The sequence below is a fragment of the Solidesulfovibrio sp. C21 genome, assembly GCF_047785625.1.
GTDB lineage: Bacteria > Desulfobacterota > Desulfovibrionia > Desulfovibrionales > Desulfovibrionaceae > Solidesulfovibrio.
On sequence record NZ_JBLODY010000020.1, the window covers coordinates 13,764 to 28,277 of the forward strand.

The window sequence follows — 14,514 nt, forward strand, 5'->3', positions numbered from 1 at the left end:
AAAGTCTTTAGGAAGGGGGTCCGGGGGGAACCCTTTCTCCAGAAAGGGTTCCCCCCGGTTCCTTCCTACCGGCATTCGATGCCGGCGTCGCAGAACTTGCCCACGCCGTATTCGCGGCGTCGCAGGAATTTCTCCGGGTCCGGGCCGATGATCTGCATCTCGGGCTGGCGGGCCTGCATGGACAGCGCGATGCGCATCTCCTTGGTGCAGCCCGTGGAAAAGGTGGCGTCCTTGCCGGCCCAGGCCGGGGGCACCTTGCGCCCGAGAAGCTCGAAACTTTTTTCGATGTCGAAGTGGGTCTGGAAACGCCACACGTCGATCAGGCCGCTTCGCTGCACCTTTTCCCACATGAACATCAGGTCGTCGGCGTCCATGCCCTTTTCGAAGTGCTCGGCCGGGTTGATGATGGAGCTGTCGGCCAGCTTTTCGCGCAGATGGGCCACGAACGCGGTCACCAGTTCGATGGCCGTTTTGGTCTGGCCGGGGATGGAGCCGATAACGGCGCTGTAGAACATGACGGTCTTGCCGGCCGCCTTGGCCGCGCGCATGGCCGTTATGATCTCCTCGGCCTTGGCCGTGATCTCGGCCTCGGTCAGCGAACGGGCCCCGGGGGCGCGGGGCTTGAAGTCGAGCCGCAGGCCGCGCTCCCCGTCGCCGTAAAAGGACACCACGTCGCGGGTGAAAAGATGGCTCGTCTCGATGAGCCGCTTGTGGGTGAGCGGCCCCTTGGCCAGGACCAGGTCGGCCTCCTTCCAGGCCCGGGCGAAGGTGATCGAGACGCGGTAGAGATTGAGCCGTTCGCGGGTGCCGTCGGAAATGACCGTGAGCGGATTTTCCCGGATGGTCTGGAGCAGCGCGTTTTTTCCCAGGCGCGGGTCGCTGACGAAACGGGCCCCGGACAAGGCCGCGTCGAGGATGGGATCGCCCTCGGGGTCCCAGAACGTGGGGGCGTCGTAGTAGAACCCGTCCTTGACGGCCACGATCACCCGGTGACCCAGGCGCAGGAGCGTGCGCACGGCCAGCAGGTCGAAAAGCACCCCGCCGGCGCTGTCCGGCAAAAAAAGGATCTTGAGCCCGCCGCGCCGGGGATCGAGCAGGGACTCGAGCCGCGCGAAATCCGCCGGAAAACGCGCCAAGGCCGCGTCGAGGGCGGCCCGGTCGGGGACCGCCCCCTCGCCCGTCCAGATGGCGGGCATGGCGCCAAGCGCCAACAGCCGGCGCAGTTCCAGCATGTCCAGGGCGAAGCGCAGATCGGGCAGGGCCCGGCAGCCGGGCAACTCGTCGGGGCAGGCGTAGAGCATGGCCGAGAACGCCTCGCTCTGGATGAAGGAAAAAGCCCGGCGGTTGAAGACCCGCTTGCGCTCCCTGTGCGGATCGTCGAGCCCCGACTGGGTCAGAAGGATCGTGCACAGCCGCTTGGCCAGGCGCGAGGGGATCATGGTCGGCTTGACCATGGCCTGGCGGTACTTGAGCCGGCAGAGGGTGCGGATCTTGGTCCTGGTGTAGGCGTCGGGCACGTAGGCGTCGATGAGGCCGTCGATGCGGGCCAGCCGCCCGTCGTATTCGGCCACGACCATGGGGTCGGCCCGGGCGCTGACGAGATGGGCGAACATGACGTCCGAGCAGGGCACGTAGATTTCCTCGGGCGCAAGCGCCACCATGAAGCGCAGTTGTTCGGGCGAGGCATTTTTTTCCGGAGCGATGGAATGCTCCAGATTGTTTTCGGTCATGAAGTGCAAAAGCCAGGCGTCGAGGACGGGATCGAGGCCGTAACGCGGGGCCTGGCCCGGCTCCAGGGACGCGGCCGGCAGCGCCGGTTCGAGGGGTTTTTCCGTCATGGGCAGCTGATGAATCCTTTAAGCCGCAACCGGCCGAAATAACTGTCGTCCTTTCGCGTGGCCAGAATCAGGGACCGGGACGACTTGCGCACCTCCACCACGTCGTTGTCGTCGAGAGGGAAAAGCTCCTGGCCGTCGCAGGTCAGGTACATGTTGGTTTCCGGCGCGGACAGAGCCAGGCGCACCGGGGACTCGGCCGGCACGATGACCGGCTTGAAGTCGCTTAAAAACGGGCAGATGGGCACCACGCACAACACGTCGAGGCCGGGGTAGATGAGCGGCCCGCCGGCCGAAACGCAGTAGGCCGTGGACCCGGTCGGGGTGGAGATGACCACGCCGTCGGCCCGAAGCGTGCAGACATCGACGTCGTCGAGGCTCACGTTGAAGGCGGCGAGCCTGGCCATGGCCCCGCGGCTGACCACCGCGTCGTTGAGCGATGTCGTGCTGTAAACGCGCTCCCCGCCCCGGATCACGGCCACGTCGATCATGATGCGTCGGGCCGGGATGAAGCCGTTTTCCAGAACGTCGGCCAGGATTTTCCGCCAGTCGTCGAGACCGGCCGAGGTCATAAACCCCACCCGGCCGAGATTGATGCCCAAAAAGGGCACGCCGTCGGCCACGGTCTGCCGGGCGGCCGAGAGCATGGTGCCGTCGCCGCCGAGGATCAGGGCCAGTTGCGGCCGGGCCGCCAGCACCGCACCGGGCGGCACCACGGAGCTTTGGGCGTCGGGGAGGTTTTCCCGGACCAGCACGGTCACGCCCTGCCCGGCCAGCCAGTCGGCCACGGTCCAGGCCGTGTCCCGGGCCAGGGTGTGCTCGGCTTTATAAATAATGAGAATGGTTTTGATGTCGTGGCCCATGCCCGGTCTCCGTTTCGGGTTGTATCCCCTTGCGGTCCGGGGAGGACGCCACTTATAAGGCAAAGGCGGTCATGACACAAGAAAGACGCGGCCCGGGACTCCCCACGGCAGGCGATGGATTTTTTTCCCGATTGCCACTAAAGGTATGGGGCAAGCATCCGATAAGTTCCGTGAGAAGGAGTTACACGCCTTGACCGCGATCCCCTACCAGGTCCGCGCCATGTTGCGCACCTACGGACGGCAGGTGACCACGGCCAGGCGCCTGGCCCGCTACCGCCGGTCGCTGATGGCCGCCGGCGCCGAAGACGAAATCAGCATTTCCCGAGAGGCCAAACGGCGGGAACTGGTGGGTCGGGTGGCGGCCGAGATCGTCGAGAACTGCATCGTGACGGGCTCGGACACGCCGGTGGTCGAGGACATCAAGGCGGAGCTGGAAGAAGAGCTCGGGTACCCCCTGGTGTTCGCCTATCCGCCCGAGGATCAGGAAATGCAGATATTCCGGGCGGACCCGGAAAACGGCCATGAAGAACTGACAGGTGAGGTCAAGACCGCCGTGTTCCAGCGGTTGTGGGAATTGGCCCTGGAAAAAGTTGACGCGACCATGCTCTAAATTTCGGTCCCCCCGCTACCGATACGTACATTGCGAGGGATAACGCGGGAGGGGGGTTGGCACCATGGACATCAAGAACATACTCGGAATCAATCAGGCGTACGGCCAGGGCCGAATCGGCCGCAGCGGCTCGGGCGAGACCTCGGGCGTGACGCGCGGCACCGCTTCCGAGACCGAAGCGGGTTCCGCAGCGGACCGGGTGACCCTTTCCGGCGACGCCAGGCTGGTTTCCCTGGCCGCAAACCAGGCCAAGGAAGCCCCGGAGGTCCGCTCCGACCGGGTGGCCACCCTCAAGGCCCAGGTCCAGGCCGGCACCTACCAGCCGGACTCCAAAAAAATCGCCGAAAAGATGCTGACCATGGAGTCCGATCTGTTCGGGTAACTCCGGTCTATCGCGCAAACACGAACGCCTTCCCGATGCCGTTGCGTCAGGAAGGCGTTTTTTTTATGGAGAGGAAGCCTCGCCAGCGGGCCGCCGAAGGCCGCGGGCAACCGGGCTATTTTTCCACCGGGACCATGCCCGGGATAAAGTGGGCCGGATACCGGGAGTCGGTTTGCGGGATTTGCAGGCCGATGCGGGTCTCGTTGTTGATGATGATGGGACCGCTCAAATTGAGCGTGGTGCGTTCGGGCATGCCCTGGGGGATGGTCACGGTGACGAGGACGACGGTCTGTTCCCGGCTCTCGATGCCGAGCAGCCGGCGGTCGGGCTCGCCTATGACCACCTCGTATTCGGTCATGAAGCTGTAGGGGTCGGTCACGAGCAGTCCGAGCTTGGGGTCGCTTAAGCTTTGCAGCACCATGAACGGCGACTCTTCGCGCAGCCGGATCAGGGTGAACTCGCGGTGTCCCATAAAGCCGATGAGCCCACGGGGAAAATTGAGCACACGGTCCTCGGGCAGCGTTATGCTCCCGAGCCGCGTTTCCACTACTCGTTCGTCTTTTTTGGCCATAACTTCGCCGCCGCCAGGACATCGGAATCCGTGGCGCAAAGCGCCTGCCGATTCTGCTCCAGCACCCGCAGATAAACCTCTTCGCGATACACCTGCATATCGTCGGGCACTTCCAGCCCGATCTTGATCTGCTTGCCCTGGACGCCCAGCACCGTAATCTTGATGTTGTCGCCGAGGTGCAGGCTCTCGCCCGGCCTTCGGGTCAAAATGAGCATGAACGCCCGCGCCCCCACTTATGTTTCGGACGTGAAAAATTCCATCTTCGCGCCCTGTTACAATAGCCTTTACGCGCCGGTGCCGCCGTTTGTCAACGGCTGGCCGGCACCCGGGGCTAAATGTACTTGACCAGGGACATGTCCATGACCATGCTGGAAGACTTGAGCACCGCTTGATAGGCCAGCTCCTGTTCCGACAGCGTGGTGATAAGCGACGTCAGGTCCGCGTCCTCGACGTTGCTGAGCGTCGTGGTGGCGTTTTCCTTAAGCGTCGTGATCATGGTCCCGGCCGCGGTCACCCTGTTCTCCCGGGCCCCTACCGACGCGGCCGCCACCAGCACCTGGTTTTGCGAGGTGGTCAGGTTGTCCAGGCATTCCTGGATGCCGCTTTGATTGTTGGTTTCCAGGTAGCCGACGAGCTTGCCAACCGTTTCAAAGAGGTTGCCGGCGTTGGAGCCGCTGAATGTCACGGCCTTTTTGTCGTCGATGCCGCCGAAGATCTCCGTGCCCACCCCGTTGACCACCACCGAATCGGTCGGCGAGATGCCGATGGAAATGTCGGCCGTGCCCGGTTGGATGAAGAACTGGTCGCCGTCGGCGGGCGAGCCGCCCGTGATCGTCAAAAGCCCGCCGGGAACGGCCATGGTCGTCGGTGGCCCGATGGCGCTCGACGTGTTGCCCGCCACCCAGGACGTCCCGCCGTCGGTGCTGTAGGAATACTTGTATTTCGCACCGGACGTGTCGTCCATGCGCACCATGACGTTGCCGCTAAACGTGCCCGAGGCCGATGCCGTGGCCGTACCGCCGCCGGTATCCACGCTAAATACCGTGACGTCCTCGTTGGTGTTGCCCTGGTAGACGGCGGTCGGCCGGATCCACATCCAGGTGCCGTTGGAATCATTATGGTCGGCGCAGGCGGTCACGCTGGAAAGCGCATTGGCATCAAGGTCCATGGACAGGCCCGAACCGAGGCTGAGCGTCTGGCTGGCCGCGCCCGGGGCCGTGGCGTACGTTCCGTTGTTCCAGGTCGTGCCGCCGTCGGTGGAATATTGGAAGGCTGGCTGATAGTTCGTGGTGTCGGTGCCCATAAACTGCACCAGCACCGTCGAATCCGAGCTACCCGAAATACTGAACCCGCCGCTTGCGTCGACGGCCGCGTCGAAGGTCGCGTCGTTGCTGTTCATCCACAAGCCTTGTTCATAGGCCCCGGTGTCGGTCTTCTGGCCGGCGAAAAGCGACTTGCCGTTGTAGGTGGTGTTGGACAAGGAGATGAGCTGGCCGAAGTACTGACGGAGCTGGCTCGCGATCTCGTGGCGGTTCTCGTCGGTGACCGTGCCCGTGGCCGCCTGCTCGGCGTAGCCCTTGATGGTGCTTATAAGCGTACTGACGGAGCTTAAGGTGCTGTCGCCCTGGTTGAGCCAGCCCTTGGCCGAGGTGATGTTGCTCTGGTACTGGGTCAGCTGGCTCAAGTCGGTCCGGGTACCCAGCACCTGCACCGCGCCGTTGGGGTCGTCGGACGGTGCGTTGATGCGCTTTTGGGTGGACGCCTGTTCGTTGGTCGCCATCAGCCTGGACAACGCGGCGTTGTTTTGGTTGATGACGGTGCCGTAAAGCATTTGCTGGGTAACGCGCAGGGCCATAGGGAAAACCTCCGGGAGCTAGTTTTTCAGCCCCAGAACCGTCTGGAACAGCGAATCGGCCGTGCTGATGAGCTTGGCCGCCGCCTGGTAGGCATGCTGGTATTTGATGAGGTTGGTCAGCTCCTCGTCGAGGCTGACGCCGGAAATCGAAAGCTTCTGGTCCTGGACCTGGGAAGCCAGGGCCGTCTGGTAGGTGGCCTGGTAGTTGGCGCTCGAGGTGTCCGCGCCCACCTGCCCGACCAGGGCGTTGTAATAACCGCTCAGGGTCTGGCTGGAGGTGGCCTTGCCGGTCACGAAGAAATTGACGTCCTTGGTCGCCAGCGCGGTTATGGCCGTGGCCGTGGTGTTATCACCCGGAGCTGTCAGCCCGGCCGAGCCGACATGGCCCACGTTGACCCGGTTGGTGTCGTTCGTCACCACGTTGTTTATGGCCACGTCCGAGGCCGTGGAGCCGGTCAGGAGCGTGTTGACGCCAAGGCCGGCCAGAATGCCCGAGGAATCGTCGCCGAACTGGAAGGAGTAGCCGCTGGCGGCGCTGAGGTTGAGTCGGCCGTTGACCACAGTGGCGTTCAGCTTGCCGCTGAAGGCGGTGTTGATCGACGTGACGAAGTCATTGAGCGTGGTGGCCGTCGGATCCACCCAGATGCTGTCCTTGGAATTCAATGTGCCGTCCGGGCCGTAGACGTAGATCATGGCCGCGCCCGAGGCCAGGCGGTCGCCGTAGGTCAGGTGGGCCTGGTTGCTGCCGAGCGCCGCGTCCGCATCGTCCACGCTGTAGGTGCCCTGGACCGAGGAAAAATTCGTGAGCCCCGCGCCTTGCGAATGGACGCGGTTGATCTCCCAGACCAGGCTGTTGGCCATGGCGTCGAGGGAATCCTGATAGCCGGCCAGATTCACGTCGCGCAGCAAAAACGCGCCGGAAAGCGCCCCGCCGGTCAGCCGGCGCTCGTTGTCCGTGCCGTCGGCATGCAACTGCGGTGTGACGTTTTCCTCGGTGCCGGCCGTGGTGTGCCAGTAGAGGGCCTTTTTGGGGACCAGGGTGAAGGTGTCGCCGGCGTTGAGATCGCTTAACGGCGAAGGGTCCGAGGCATCCACTTTGTCGAACCAAATATCCAGGTCCCCGACCTTGACTTTTCCCGATGTGCCGTCGGCCTGGAAAATGGCGGTGTTGCCGTTGGAAGTGGTCAGCCAGGACTTGCCGCCGTCGAGGGAGGCCTTGAACGTCGCCCCGGCGCCGACGCCCCCGGAGTCCACCACCTGGATCGTGTATTCGTGGGAATCCGAGCCGTCGTAGTAACACTGGGCGTTCGAGCCGGCCGCCATCGAGGCCGCGCTCAGCTGGCGGACGGTCTGCCCTTGCTTGTAGTCAAAGCTGTAGGCCTCGGTGCCGTCCACGATGGTCTGCCCGGACTTGGTGTAGACGGTGTAGTCGCCCTTGCCGTTGTCCACCACATTGACGTCCACCAGCGAGGAGAGGTCTTCGACCTTGGAGTCGCGCAGGTCGTAGAGGCTGTTGGGAATGCTCTTGCCGTCGATCTGGTACTGGTTGATCCGCCGGTTGATGTCGGCCACGTCCGAGGCCAGCTTGTTGAGGGTGCCCACGTCGTCGGTGATGGCCGTATCGAGGGTCGTCTTCTGGCCCTCCAGGGAAGAGGCCATGGAGCGGTAGATGGAAAGCAACGTGCCCGTGTCCTCGAGCATGGTCTGGCGCGTGGCCGCATCGCTGGTGTTGGTGGTCAGATTGCCCCAATCCCCGAAAAATTTCGACAAGGCCGCGTTGGCCCCGTCTGTGTTGGACTCGTTGAAATAGCTCTGGATGGAGCTGAGGCCGGTGTAGAGCGCCTTCCAGCGGTCGCGCACGGAAATCTGGGACAGGTACTTGGATTCGGTCAGGGAGTCGTAGGAGCGCACCACTTCCTGGGCCACCACGCCGGAACCGAGCTGGCCGGGCGAGGACGTGATGTACTGTCCGTCGACGAGCACCACCGACTGCTTGCTGTAGCCCTTGGTGTCGACGTTGGAGATATTGTTGCCCGTCACCTGCAGGGCGACCTGCGAGGCGGTAAGGCCCGATCGCCCGATGGACAGGATGGAGCTTAAGCTCGACATTAGAGTCTCCCGCTGATGATCCCCGGCCCGGACGTACCGGTGGCCATGCGTCCCTTGGCCCCGTAGACGCCTTTTTTGGGCACGAGCAGTTTGCGCAGGGTGTCGAGGCTGCCCTTGGCCACGTCGTAAAGCCCAAGGGCCATGGCGTAGTTGCGGCTGGCCTGCTTGGCGCAACGCTGCTGGCCGGCGTCGATGGCCGCCACGAGCCCGCCGGCCTTTTCCGCATCCTCGGGGGAAAAGCGGCCAATGACGTCGCCAAGGCGCGTGGCCCCGGGATCGAGCGCCGCGTAAATCGCGTGCAGGCTGTGGCGCTCCACGGTCAGTTGGCGCAGGAGCTCCTGGATGGAAAACTCGGCGGAGGCGACCCCACCCGGATTACGGGCGGAGAGGTGGGAAAATTCTTCCTTTTGCAGCGTATCCAGCAGCAAAACGGCCTTGAGCTGGCGTTCGAGGTTGGACAGTATGCCCGCGATCATGGCTGCGCCTCCTTAACCACCTTGAAATATACATTTTCTATGAAGCATCCTGGACCAGTCCCGACGCGGCCAGCAGCCGCTCCGGATCGACCGTCTCGCTTCCCCGGCGCAGTTCGAAGTGCAGATGCGGCCCGGTGGAACGTCCGGTACTGCCAACCTCTGCAATTTTTCCGCCAGCCGCGACATGGTCGCCCGCCTTGACCGAATAACTGCTCAAGTGCCCGTAAACACTCTTCCATCCGCCGGGATGCTCCACCTCGACCACGTTGCCGTACCCCCCCTTCGTCCCGGCAAAAACGACCGTGCCGCCCCAGCAGGCGGAAACCGACGACCCTTGGGGCGCGGCGATGTCCATGCCGGCGTGCCAGGCCCGGTCGCCCTTGAACGGATCGGCGCGCCAGCCGTATTCCGAGGTGATCTCGCCATTGACCGGCGCGGCCATGGGCGTCGCGGCCTGGGTCGCGGCGACGGCCTGGTCGGTCGCGCCGTCCGTCGGCGCATGGGCGGAAGCCAGGGGGGAGACGCCGGGCCGGGCCATGGCGGCGGCCATTTCCGGCGAGAAATGGTCGGCCGGGATGCCGCGCTTGCCGGCCGGGGCGACGCCGCCCGGAACAGGAATGCGCGCCACGCCGGACAAGAACGATCCGTGGGCGGCCACGGGCCGGTTGGCCGGCAGGATGTCGCCCTGCCCGGCCTTGCCGTCCTTGCCCATCACCTGCCCCTTGAGCTGGCGGTACATCATGTCGGCCAGGCCGATGCCGCCGTCGTCCGCGAGCTGGTCGCACATGGCCTTGTCGAACATGGAATAATACTGATCCTCGTAGTGGCCGTGGAGAATCCCGTCTTTCGGCACGGTGGCGCGCATCTCCTTGAAGAGCTGGGAGATGAAGACCGACTCGAAGCCCTTGCAGGCCTCGCGCAGCTTGGCCTCCTTGGTCTTGCCCCCGGTAAGGGTCTTTTGCAGGGCGTCGACGCGCAGCTTTTGCGCCACATCGGCCTGCAAGGACCCCGTCGCGGCCAGATCGCCCATGCCGGAAGGAAGGCTCACGGCTAGTTGACCTCCAGGTCGGCGGCCAGCGCCCCGGACGATTCCAGGGTGCGCAGGATGCTTATGAGGTCGCGCGGCGTCGCGCCGAGGGCGTTTAAACCCTCCACCAGTTCCTGGAGCGTGGCGCCTTCGATCATCTTGAGCTTGCGGTTCTCCTCGGTCACCCCGACGTTGGTCTGGGGCGTGACCACGGTCTGGCCACCCGAAAACGGCAGCGGCTGGGACACGTCGGCGGACTCCTGGACCTGGATCTGCAGGTTGCCGTGGGTGATGGCCACGGGCGAAATCTGGACGTTTTGCCCAAGGACGACCGTGCCGGTCTTTTCGTCCACCACCACCCGGGCCCGGTGGTCCGGGGTGACCTCGATATTCTCGATGGAGGCCATAAGCGGCGCCAGGTTGCCCTGGTTCTCCGGCGGTACGGACAGGCGGATGGTGCCGGCGTCGATGGCCGTGGCCATGGCCGAGCCCATGGTTTCGTTGACGCGCTTGGCCACGCGGGTGGCCGTGGAAAAGTCGGGGTTGCGCAGGGAAAGGGTCAGGTCGGTCTGGTCGTTGAAGGAAAAGGCCACGGCCCGTTCCACGTTGGCCCCGCCCGGAAGCAGGCCCACGGTGGTGATATTTTTCGACACCGAGGCCCCGGCTCCCTGGGCCGAAACGCCGCCGACCAGCACCGAGCCCTGGGCGATGGCGTAGATGTTGCCGTCGACGCCCTTCATGGGCGTCACCAGCAGCACGCCGCCAAGAAGGCTCGTGGCGTCGCCGATGGAGGACACGGTCACGTCCAGCCGGCTGCCGGGCCGGGCCGAAACCGGCATCTGGGCCGTGACCATGACCGCGGCCACGTTTTTGGGCTTCAGCGTCGTCTTGTCCACGCGCACGCCCATCTTGTCGAGCATGTTAAAGATGGACTGGACCGTGAAATCCGAGCCGCGCTGGTCGCCGGTGCCGGAGAGCCCGACCACCAGACCGTAGCCCACGAGCTGGTTTCGGCGCATGCCCGAAACGCTGGCGATATCCTTGATGCGCGCGCCGTGCGCCGGGGAGGCCGTAAAGGGCAGGGCCGCAAACACGGCGAGCGCGGCCAGGACAAGGACCATGGCGCGGACCGGGCGCGTGGCGATGCTGCTGCTCATGATGGGGTGCATATCCTTTTGCTCCCTCGATGCGGCCTTAAAACGGCCAGACGTTGTCGAGAATGCGGGCCAGCCAGCCGCTCTTCTGGCGGTCGGCCAGGTCGCCCTCGCCGTAGTACTCGATCTGGCAGTCGGCCAGATGGGTCGAGGCCACGGTGTTGCTCGGGCCGACGTCGATGGGACGCACGAGCCCCTTGACCACGATGATCTGGTTTTCATTGTTGACGCGGGTCTGCCGCGCCCCTTCCAGCTGCATCACCCCGCCGGGCAGGATGTTGACGATGCGGCAGCCGATGGAGGCGGTGACGGCGGATTCCCGCTTGGTTTCGCCCTTGCTCTGGAACTTCTCGGCGTTGCTGACGCCCACCAGCGGAGTGGAGCCGGTGTATCCCTTCATGCCGAAGTCCGGCCCGCCGAGCTGGCCGGGCAGGTTGCCGGTGATGGTCTTGTTGCCGAAGTAGTTGGACACGCCGAGCTGCTGGCTGCTGGTCTTGTCGTTTTTCGTCTCGGCCTTGAGGTCAGACTTCGACGTGTCCACGATGTTGACGGTCAGGATGTCGCCGATGCGCCGGGCCCGGGTGTCGTCGAACAAAAAGGTGGGCTGGTTCTGGCTGAAGACCGAGCCGGGATTCTGGGCCGGCGGCGGGGCCTTGGCCACGGTCGGCGTGACCTGGGGCATGGGCGTGGCCTTCTTGGAGGCCGGCGCGCAGGCGGCAAGGCCAGCGACCAGAAGCAGGGGAATACAGTGCTTGAGTATCATGACGACTCCGTCCTTTCCGTCCTCGGCGTTTGCGAAAACACATCCTTGTGCCACGCCAGCCCCGTGTCGCGCCCTTGGGATGCTTCCCGGCCCATCCCGCAGGCGACAGTTCGGATCACTCTTTTTTCTTAAGAATACTCGCGTATTTTTTTCTCAGGCTACTGGACCATGACCGTGGATCTGTCCCGGACGATGCCCATGAGTTCCTTGGTGCCCTTGGAGCTTTTCACGGTGATCTTGCCGCCCGGGGCCCCGTCGGTCAGGGCTTCGGCCAGAAGCGTCAACCGCACGCCGCGCCCCTGGTAGACCACCCGGACCTGGTCGCCGCGCAGAATAAGCGGCATGGGCTCCATGTCGTCGGCCATGATGATCTGCCCCGCGCCGACGCCCCGGCGCGCCCGCCACTGGCCGTCGCCGGGTTCGAACACCCGGCCCTTGATGTGCACCATGTTGCGTCGTTCCCAAACATAGGCGACCTGTTCCCTGGCGGCTCCGTCCCTGGGGAGGATGGGCTTTATGGCCACGGGCACGCGGGCGAACTGCTCGACCACGGCCTCTGCCGGGATCTGTTGCAATATCTTTGCCCCGGCCCCGGCCACGACGAACCGGAAGGGCATTTTTCCGGGCACGACTTCCCCGCATTCCACGTGGACGCCGGTGCCCCGGTCATCGATGAAAAGATGGTCGGGCACGGACACCGACACGAGCCGGGCCTCGCCGCCAAGGGCCGCCACCTTGGGCGTCAATGTTTCGACGGCCATGGTCCGCAGCTCCTCGTGGGAGAGCACCTTGCCCCCGCGCGAGAGCACGAGCTGGTTGGGCAGGGCGTATTCCACCGGCGCGTCGCGCAGGTAGTAGCGAAGCCCCTCCAGGATCTTGGCCGCGGGAATGATCGTCTGCCTGCCCACCGTCTCCGGGGAATACCAAAGGGGCGTGGCCCCGAGCGTCGCCCAGGCGTCGGGCGGAAAACTGCCCTGGGGCTCGGCGATTTCGGATAAAAGCACCCGCTCGCCGGCGGCTGTGGCTGCTTCCTTGACGGAAAGCCGCCACAACGCGGCCCCGGCCGTTGCGGCGGCGAAAAGCAGCACCGAGGCCAACGCGGCGGCGACGGCGGTTTTGATCAGGCGTGTCATGGCATCCTCCCGGGGAGTTTCCCGACGGCGTTTACCGCTTCACGTTGACGGCGGTCTGCAACATGCCGTCGGCTGTGGTGATGGCCTTGGAGTTGGCTTCGTAGGCACGCTGGCCCACGATGAGCCCGACCATCTCGTCGACGAGCTCCACGTTGGACATTTCGAGGTAGCCCTGGGCCAGGGTGCCGGCGTTCTGGTCGCCGGGCGTCACTTCGTTGGCCGTGCCCGAGGCCTGGGTGGTGGAATAGAGGTTGCGCCCCTCGGCGGTGAGCCCGGACGGGTTGATGAAGGTGTAAAGCGGGATGTCGGTCGAAGCCAGTTCGGCGCCGTCCTGGTCGAGGCAGGAGACGTGGCCGTTTTCGGTGATGGTGATGCTCTTGGTCTCGGTGGGCACGGAAAAGGTCGGCTGGAGCGGATAGCCGCCGGCATTGACGATGGTGCCGTCCTGGTTGAGCTTGAACGAGCCGGCCCGGGTGTAGAGTTCCCGGCCGTTGACGTCGATCTTGAAAAAACCCTGGCCCTGGATGGCGATGTCGAGCTGGTTGCCGGTGTTTTGCAGGTCGCCCTGGGTGAAGAACTTGTGCACCGTCGTCGGTTTGACGCCCAGGCCCACCTGCAGGCCGGTGGGGATGCGGTTGCCGCCGGCGGTTTCCGTGCCGGCCACCTGGAGCGTCTGGTACATGAGGTCCTCGAACTCGGCCCGGCTTTTTTTGAAGCCCACGGTGTTCACGTTGGCCAGGTTGTTGGACATGGTGTCTATCTGCATCTGCATGGCCACCATGCCGGTGGTGGCGGTCCAAAGGGATCGCATCATGGCGTCTTTCTCCTCTCAAGCGTTACGACTTGTCCGTGCCCATGCGGATGGACTTGGTGTCGAGATCGCTGGTGTTGGTCATGACCTTCTGATAGGCTTCGTAGGTCCGTTGCGTCTCGATCATGTTGACCATCTCCTCGACCACCTGGACATTGGGTTTTTCCAGGTAGCCCTGGGCGACCTGACTTTGGCCGTCCACCACCGCCCCTTCCCGGACGGTGACGCCGTCCTGGGGCATGTAGAGATTGGTGCCGTATTTTTGCAGGGCCTCGGGGTTTTGCACGGTCACCACGTCGATCTGGCCCACCTGGGCTCCGTCGACATAGATTGCCCCGGCCCCGTCGATGGAGATGTTCCGACCGTCGGGAATCTGGATGGGACCGCCGTTGCCGAGGACGGGAGAGTTCTGATCGGTGACGAGCATGCCCTGGGCATCGCGGTGAAAGGCCCCGTTGCGCGTGTAGTAGGTGGAGCCGCCGGAGGAGACCTTGAAAAAGCCCTCCCCCTGGATGGCCACGTCGAGGGGGTTGCCGGTGAGTTGCAACGCGCCCTGGCCAAAATCGATTTTCTGTTCGGCCAGCCGGGGCGTGGCCACGAGATCCGCCCGGGGAAAGATCTCCTTTTCCCGGAGGTTGCCGCGCGGATCCATATGGTAGTCGTGGGCGTAGCGCAGGAAGGTGTCCTCGAAGGACACCCGGTCGCGCTTATAGCCGGTGGTGTTGACGTTCGCCAAATTATTGGCGGACATATTCAGGCGCAATTCCGTGGACAAAGCCCCGAAGACAGCGCTCAGCATGCTCATTTCCATGGGGTGCGGCCCTCCTCGGCCGACACGGTTGCAACATGCGGGCCAACGGCCGGAACCGCTCCCGGAGGCACCGGGCGGGGGACTGGGTACTTTTTTCCGCGGATGGCCCCATTC

15 protein-coding genes are annotated in these 14,514 nt (G+C 64.4%); 2 read left to right on the forward strand and 13 right to left on the reverse strand.

Annotated elements, in window-relative coordinates; all coding sequences use genetic code 11:
• Nucleotides 1-65 precede the first annotated feature (65 nt).
• Together ACMZ6R_RS08295 and ACMZ6R_RS08300 are read right to left on the reverse strand one after the other, a co-directional pair.
• Nucleotides 66-1,838, reverse strand: a complete 1,773-nt coding sequence (locus ACMZ6R_RS08295; protein ID WP_416110455.1) for an ARMT1-like domain-containing protein — start codon at nt 1,836-1,838, stop codon at nt 66-68.
• On the reverse strand, nt 1,835-2,698 hold the full coding sequence (locus ACMZ6R_RS08300) for an NAD(+)/NADH kinase (protein WP_416110456.1): 864 nt from the start codon (nt 2,696-2,698) through the stop codon (nt 1,835-1,837). Before ACMZ6R_RS08300 ends, ACMZ6R_RS08295 begins: the two co-directional genes overlap by 4 nt.
• Nucleotides 2,699-2,888: 190 nt before the next feature.
• Here ACMZ6R_RS08300 and ACMZ6R_RS08305 point away from each other — a divergent pair, with 190 nt between their 5' ends.
• Nucleotides 2,889-3,308, forward strand: coding sequence for a DVU0524 family FlgM-associated protein (locus ACMZ6R_RS08305; protein ID WP_416110457.1), 420 nt, complete (start codon nt 2,889-2,891; stop codon nt 3,306-3,308).
• 64 nt (nt 3,309-3,372) lie between these two features.
• Nucleotides 3,373-3,690, forward strand: a complete 318-nt coding sequence (gene flgM / locus ACMZ6R_RS08310; protein ID WP_416110458.1) for a flagellar biosynthesis anti-sigma factor FlgM — start codon at nt 3,373-3,375, stop codon at nt 3,688-3,690.
• Between the two features lie 115 nt (nt 3,691-3,805).
• On the opposite strand, the gene fliW is transcribed toward flgM, so the two are convergent.
• The 11 genes from fliW to flgF form a co-directional block, all read right to left on the reverse strand.
• Nucleotides 3,806-4,261: a flagellar assembly protein FliW gene (gene fliW, locus ACMZ6R_RS08315; protein ID WP_416110459.1), complete on the reverse strand. Its 456-nt coding sequence runs from the start codon at nt 4,259-4,261 to the stop codon at nt 3,806-3,808.
• Nucleotides 4,237-4,476 carry a carbon storage regulator CsrA gene (gene csrA / locus ACMZ6R_RS08320; RefSeq protein ID WP_416110460.1) on the reverse strand — a complete coding sequence of 80 codons (240 nt, stop codon included), beginning with the start codon at nt 4,474-4,476 and terminating at the stop codon, nt 4,237-4,239. Before csrA ends, fliW begins: the two co-directional genes overlap by 25 nt.
• Before the next feature lie 116 nt (nt 4,477-4,592).
• Nucleotides 4,593-6,116 carry a flagellar hook-associated protein FlgL gene (gene flgL, locus ACMZ6R_RS08325; protein WP_416110461.1) on the reverse strand — a complete coding sequence of 508 codons (1,524 nt, stop codon included), beginning with the start codon at nt 6,114-6,116 and terminating at the stop codon, nt 4,593-4,595.
• Between the two features lie 18 nt (nt 6,117-6,134).
• Nucleotides 6,135-8,225: a flagellar hook-associated protein FlgK gene (flgK, locus tag ACMZ6R_RS08330; protein WP_416110462.1), complete on the reverse strand. Its 2,091-nt coding sequence runs from the start codon at nt 8,223-8,225 to the stop codon at nt 6,135-6,137.
• Nucleotides 8,225-8,701 (reverse strand): flagellar export chaperone FlgN, encoded by a 477-nt coding sequence (gene flgN / locus ACMZ6R_RS08335; RefSeq protein ID WP_416110463.1) that lies wholly within the window; start codon nt 8,699-8,701, stop codon nt 8,225-8,227. Before flgN ends, flgK begins: the two co-directional genes overlap by 1 nt.
• A 37-nt stretch (nt 8,702-8,738) precedes the next feature.
• On the reverse strand, nt 8,739-9,749 hold the full coding sequence (locus ACMZ6R_RS08340) for a peptidoglycan DD-metalloendopeptidase family protein (protein ID WP_416110464.1): 1,011 nt from the start codon (nt 9,747-9,749) through the stop codon (nt 8,739-8,741).
• A 2-nt stretch (nt 9,750-9,751) separates the two neighbouring features.
• Nucleotides 9,752-10,897, reverse strand: coding sequence for a flagellar basal body P-ring protein FlgI (locus ACMZ6R_RS08345; RefSeq protein ID WP_416110465.1), 1,146 nt, complete (start codon nt 10,895-10,897; stop codon nt 9,752-9,754).
• Nucleotides 10,898-10,922: 25 nt separating this feature from the next.
• Entirely contained in the window at nt 10,923-11,645 is a 723-nt protein-coding gene (locus ACMZ6R_RS08350) for a flagellar basal body L-ring protein FlgH (protein ID WP_416110466.1), read from the reverse strand.
• 158 nt (nt 11,646-11,803) lie between these two features.
• Nucleotides 11,804-12,778, reverse strand: a complete 975-nt coding sequence (gene flgA, locus ACMZ6R_RS08355) for a flagellar basal body P-ring formation chaperone FlgA (protein ID WP_416110467.1) — start codon at nt 12,776-12,778, stop codon at nt 11,804-11,806.
• A gap of 31 nt (nt 12,779-12,809) precedes the next feature.
• Nucleotides 12,810-13,592 (reverse strand): flagellar basal-body rod protein FlgG, encoded by a 783-nt coding sequence (gene flgG / locus ACMZ6R_RS08360; protein ID WP_416110468.1) that lies wholly within the window; start codon nt 13,590-13,592, stop codon nt 12,810-12,812.
• 22 nt (nt 13,593-13,614) lie between these two features.
• Nucleotides 13,615-14,400: a flagellar basal-body rod protein FlgF gene (flgF, locus tag ACMZ6R_RS08365; RefSeq protein ID WP_416110469.1), complete on the reverse strand. Its 786-nt coding sequence runs from the start codon at nt 14,398-14,400 to the stop codon at nt 13,615-13,617.
• Between the last annotated feature and the right edge of the window lie 114 nt (nt 14,401-14,514).

Coding starts and splice junctions, on each gene's coding strand:
- ACMZ6R_RS08295 (WP_416110455.1), bottom strand. CDS start 1,838: ATGACGGAAAAACCCCTCGAACCGGCGCTGCCGGCCGCGTCCCTGGAG.
- ACMZ6R_RS08300 (WP_416110456.1), bottom strand. CDS start 2,698: ATGGGCCACGACATCAAAACCATTCTCATTATTTATAAAGCCGAGCAC.
- flgM (WP_416110458.1), top strand. CDS start 3,373: ATGGACATCAAGAACATACTCGGAATCAATCAGGCGTACGGCCAGGGC.
- fliW (WP_416110459.1), bottom strand. CDS start 4,261: ATGGCCAAAAAAGACGAACGAGTAGTGGAAACGCGGCTCGGGAGCATA.
- csrA (WP_416110460.1), bottom strand. CDS start 4,476: ATGCTCATTTTGACCCGAAGGCCGGGCGAGAGCCTGCACCTCGGCGAC.
- flgL (WP_416110461.1), bottom strand. CDS start 6,116: ATGGCCCTGCGCGTTACCCAGCAAATGCTTTACGGCACCGTCATCAAC.
- flgK (WP_416110462.1), bottom strand. CDS start 8,225: ATGTCGAGCTTAAGCTCCATCCTGTCCATCGGGCGATCGGGCCTTACC.
- flgN (WP_416110463.1), bottom strand. CDS start 8,701: ATGATCGCGGGCATACTGTCCAACCTCGAACGCCAGCTCAAGGCCGTT.
- ACMZ6R_RS08345 (WP_416110465.1), bottom strand. CDS start 10,897: ATGCACCCCATCATGAGCAGCAGCATCGCCACGCGCCCGGTCCGCGCC.
- ACMZ6R_RS08350 (WP_416110466.1), bottom strand. CDS start 11,645: ATGATACTCAAGCACTGTATTCCCCTGCTTCTGGTCGCTGGCCTTGCC.
- flgA (WP_416110467.1), bottom strand. CDS start 12,778: ATGACACGCCTGATCAAAACCGCCGTCGCCGCCGCGTTGGCCTCGGTG.
- flgG (WP_416110468.1), bottom strand. CDS start 13,592: ATGATGCGATCCCTTTGGACCGCCACCACCGGCATGGTGGCCATGCAG.
- flgF (WP_416110469.1), bottom strand. CDS start 14,400: ATGGAAATGAGCATGCTGAGCGCTGTCTTCGGGGCTTTGTCCACGGAA.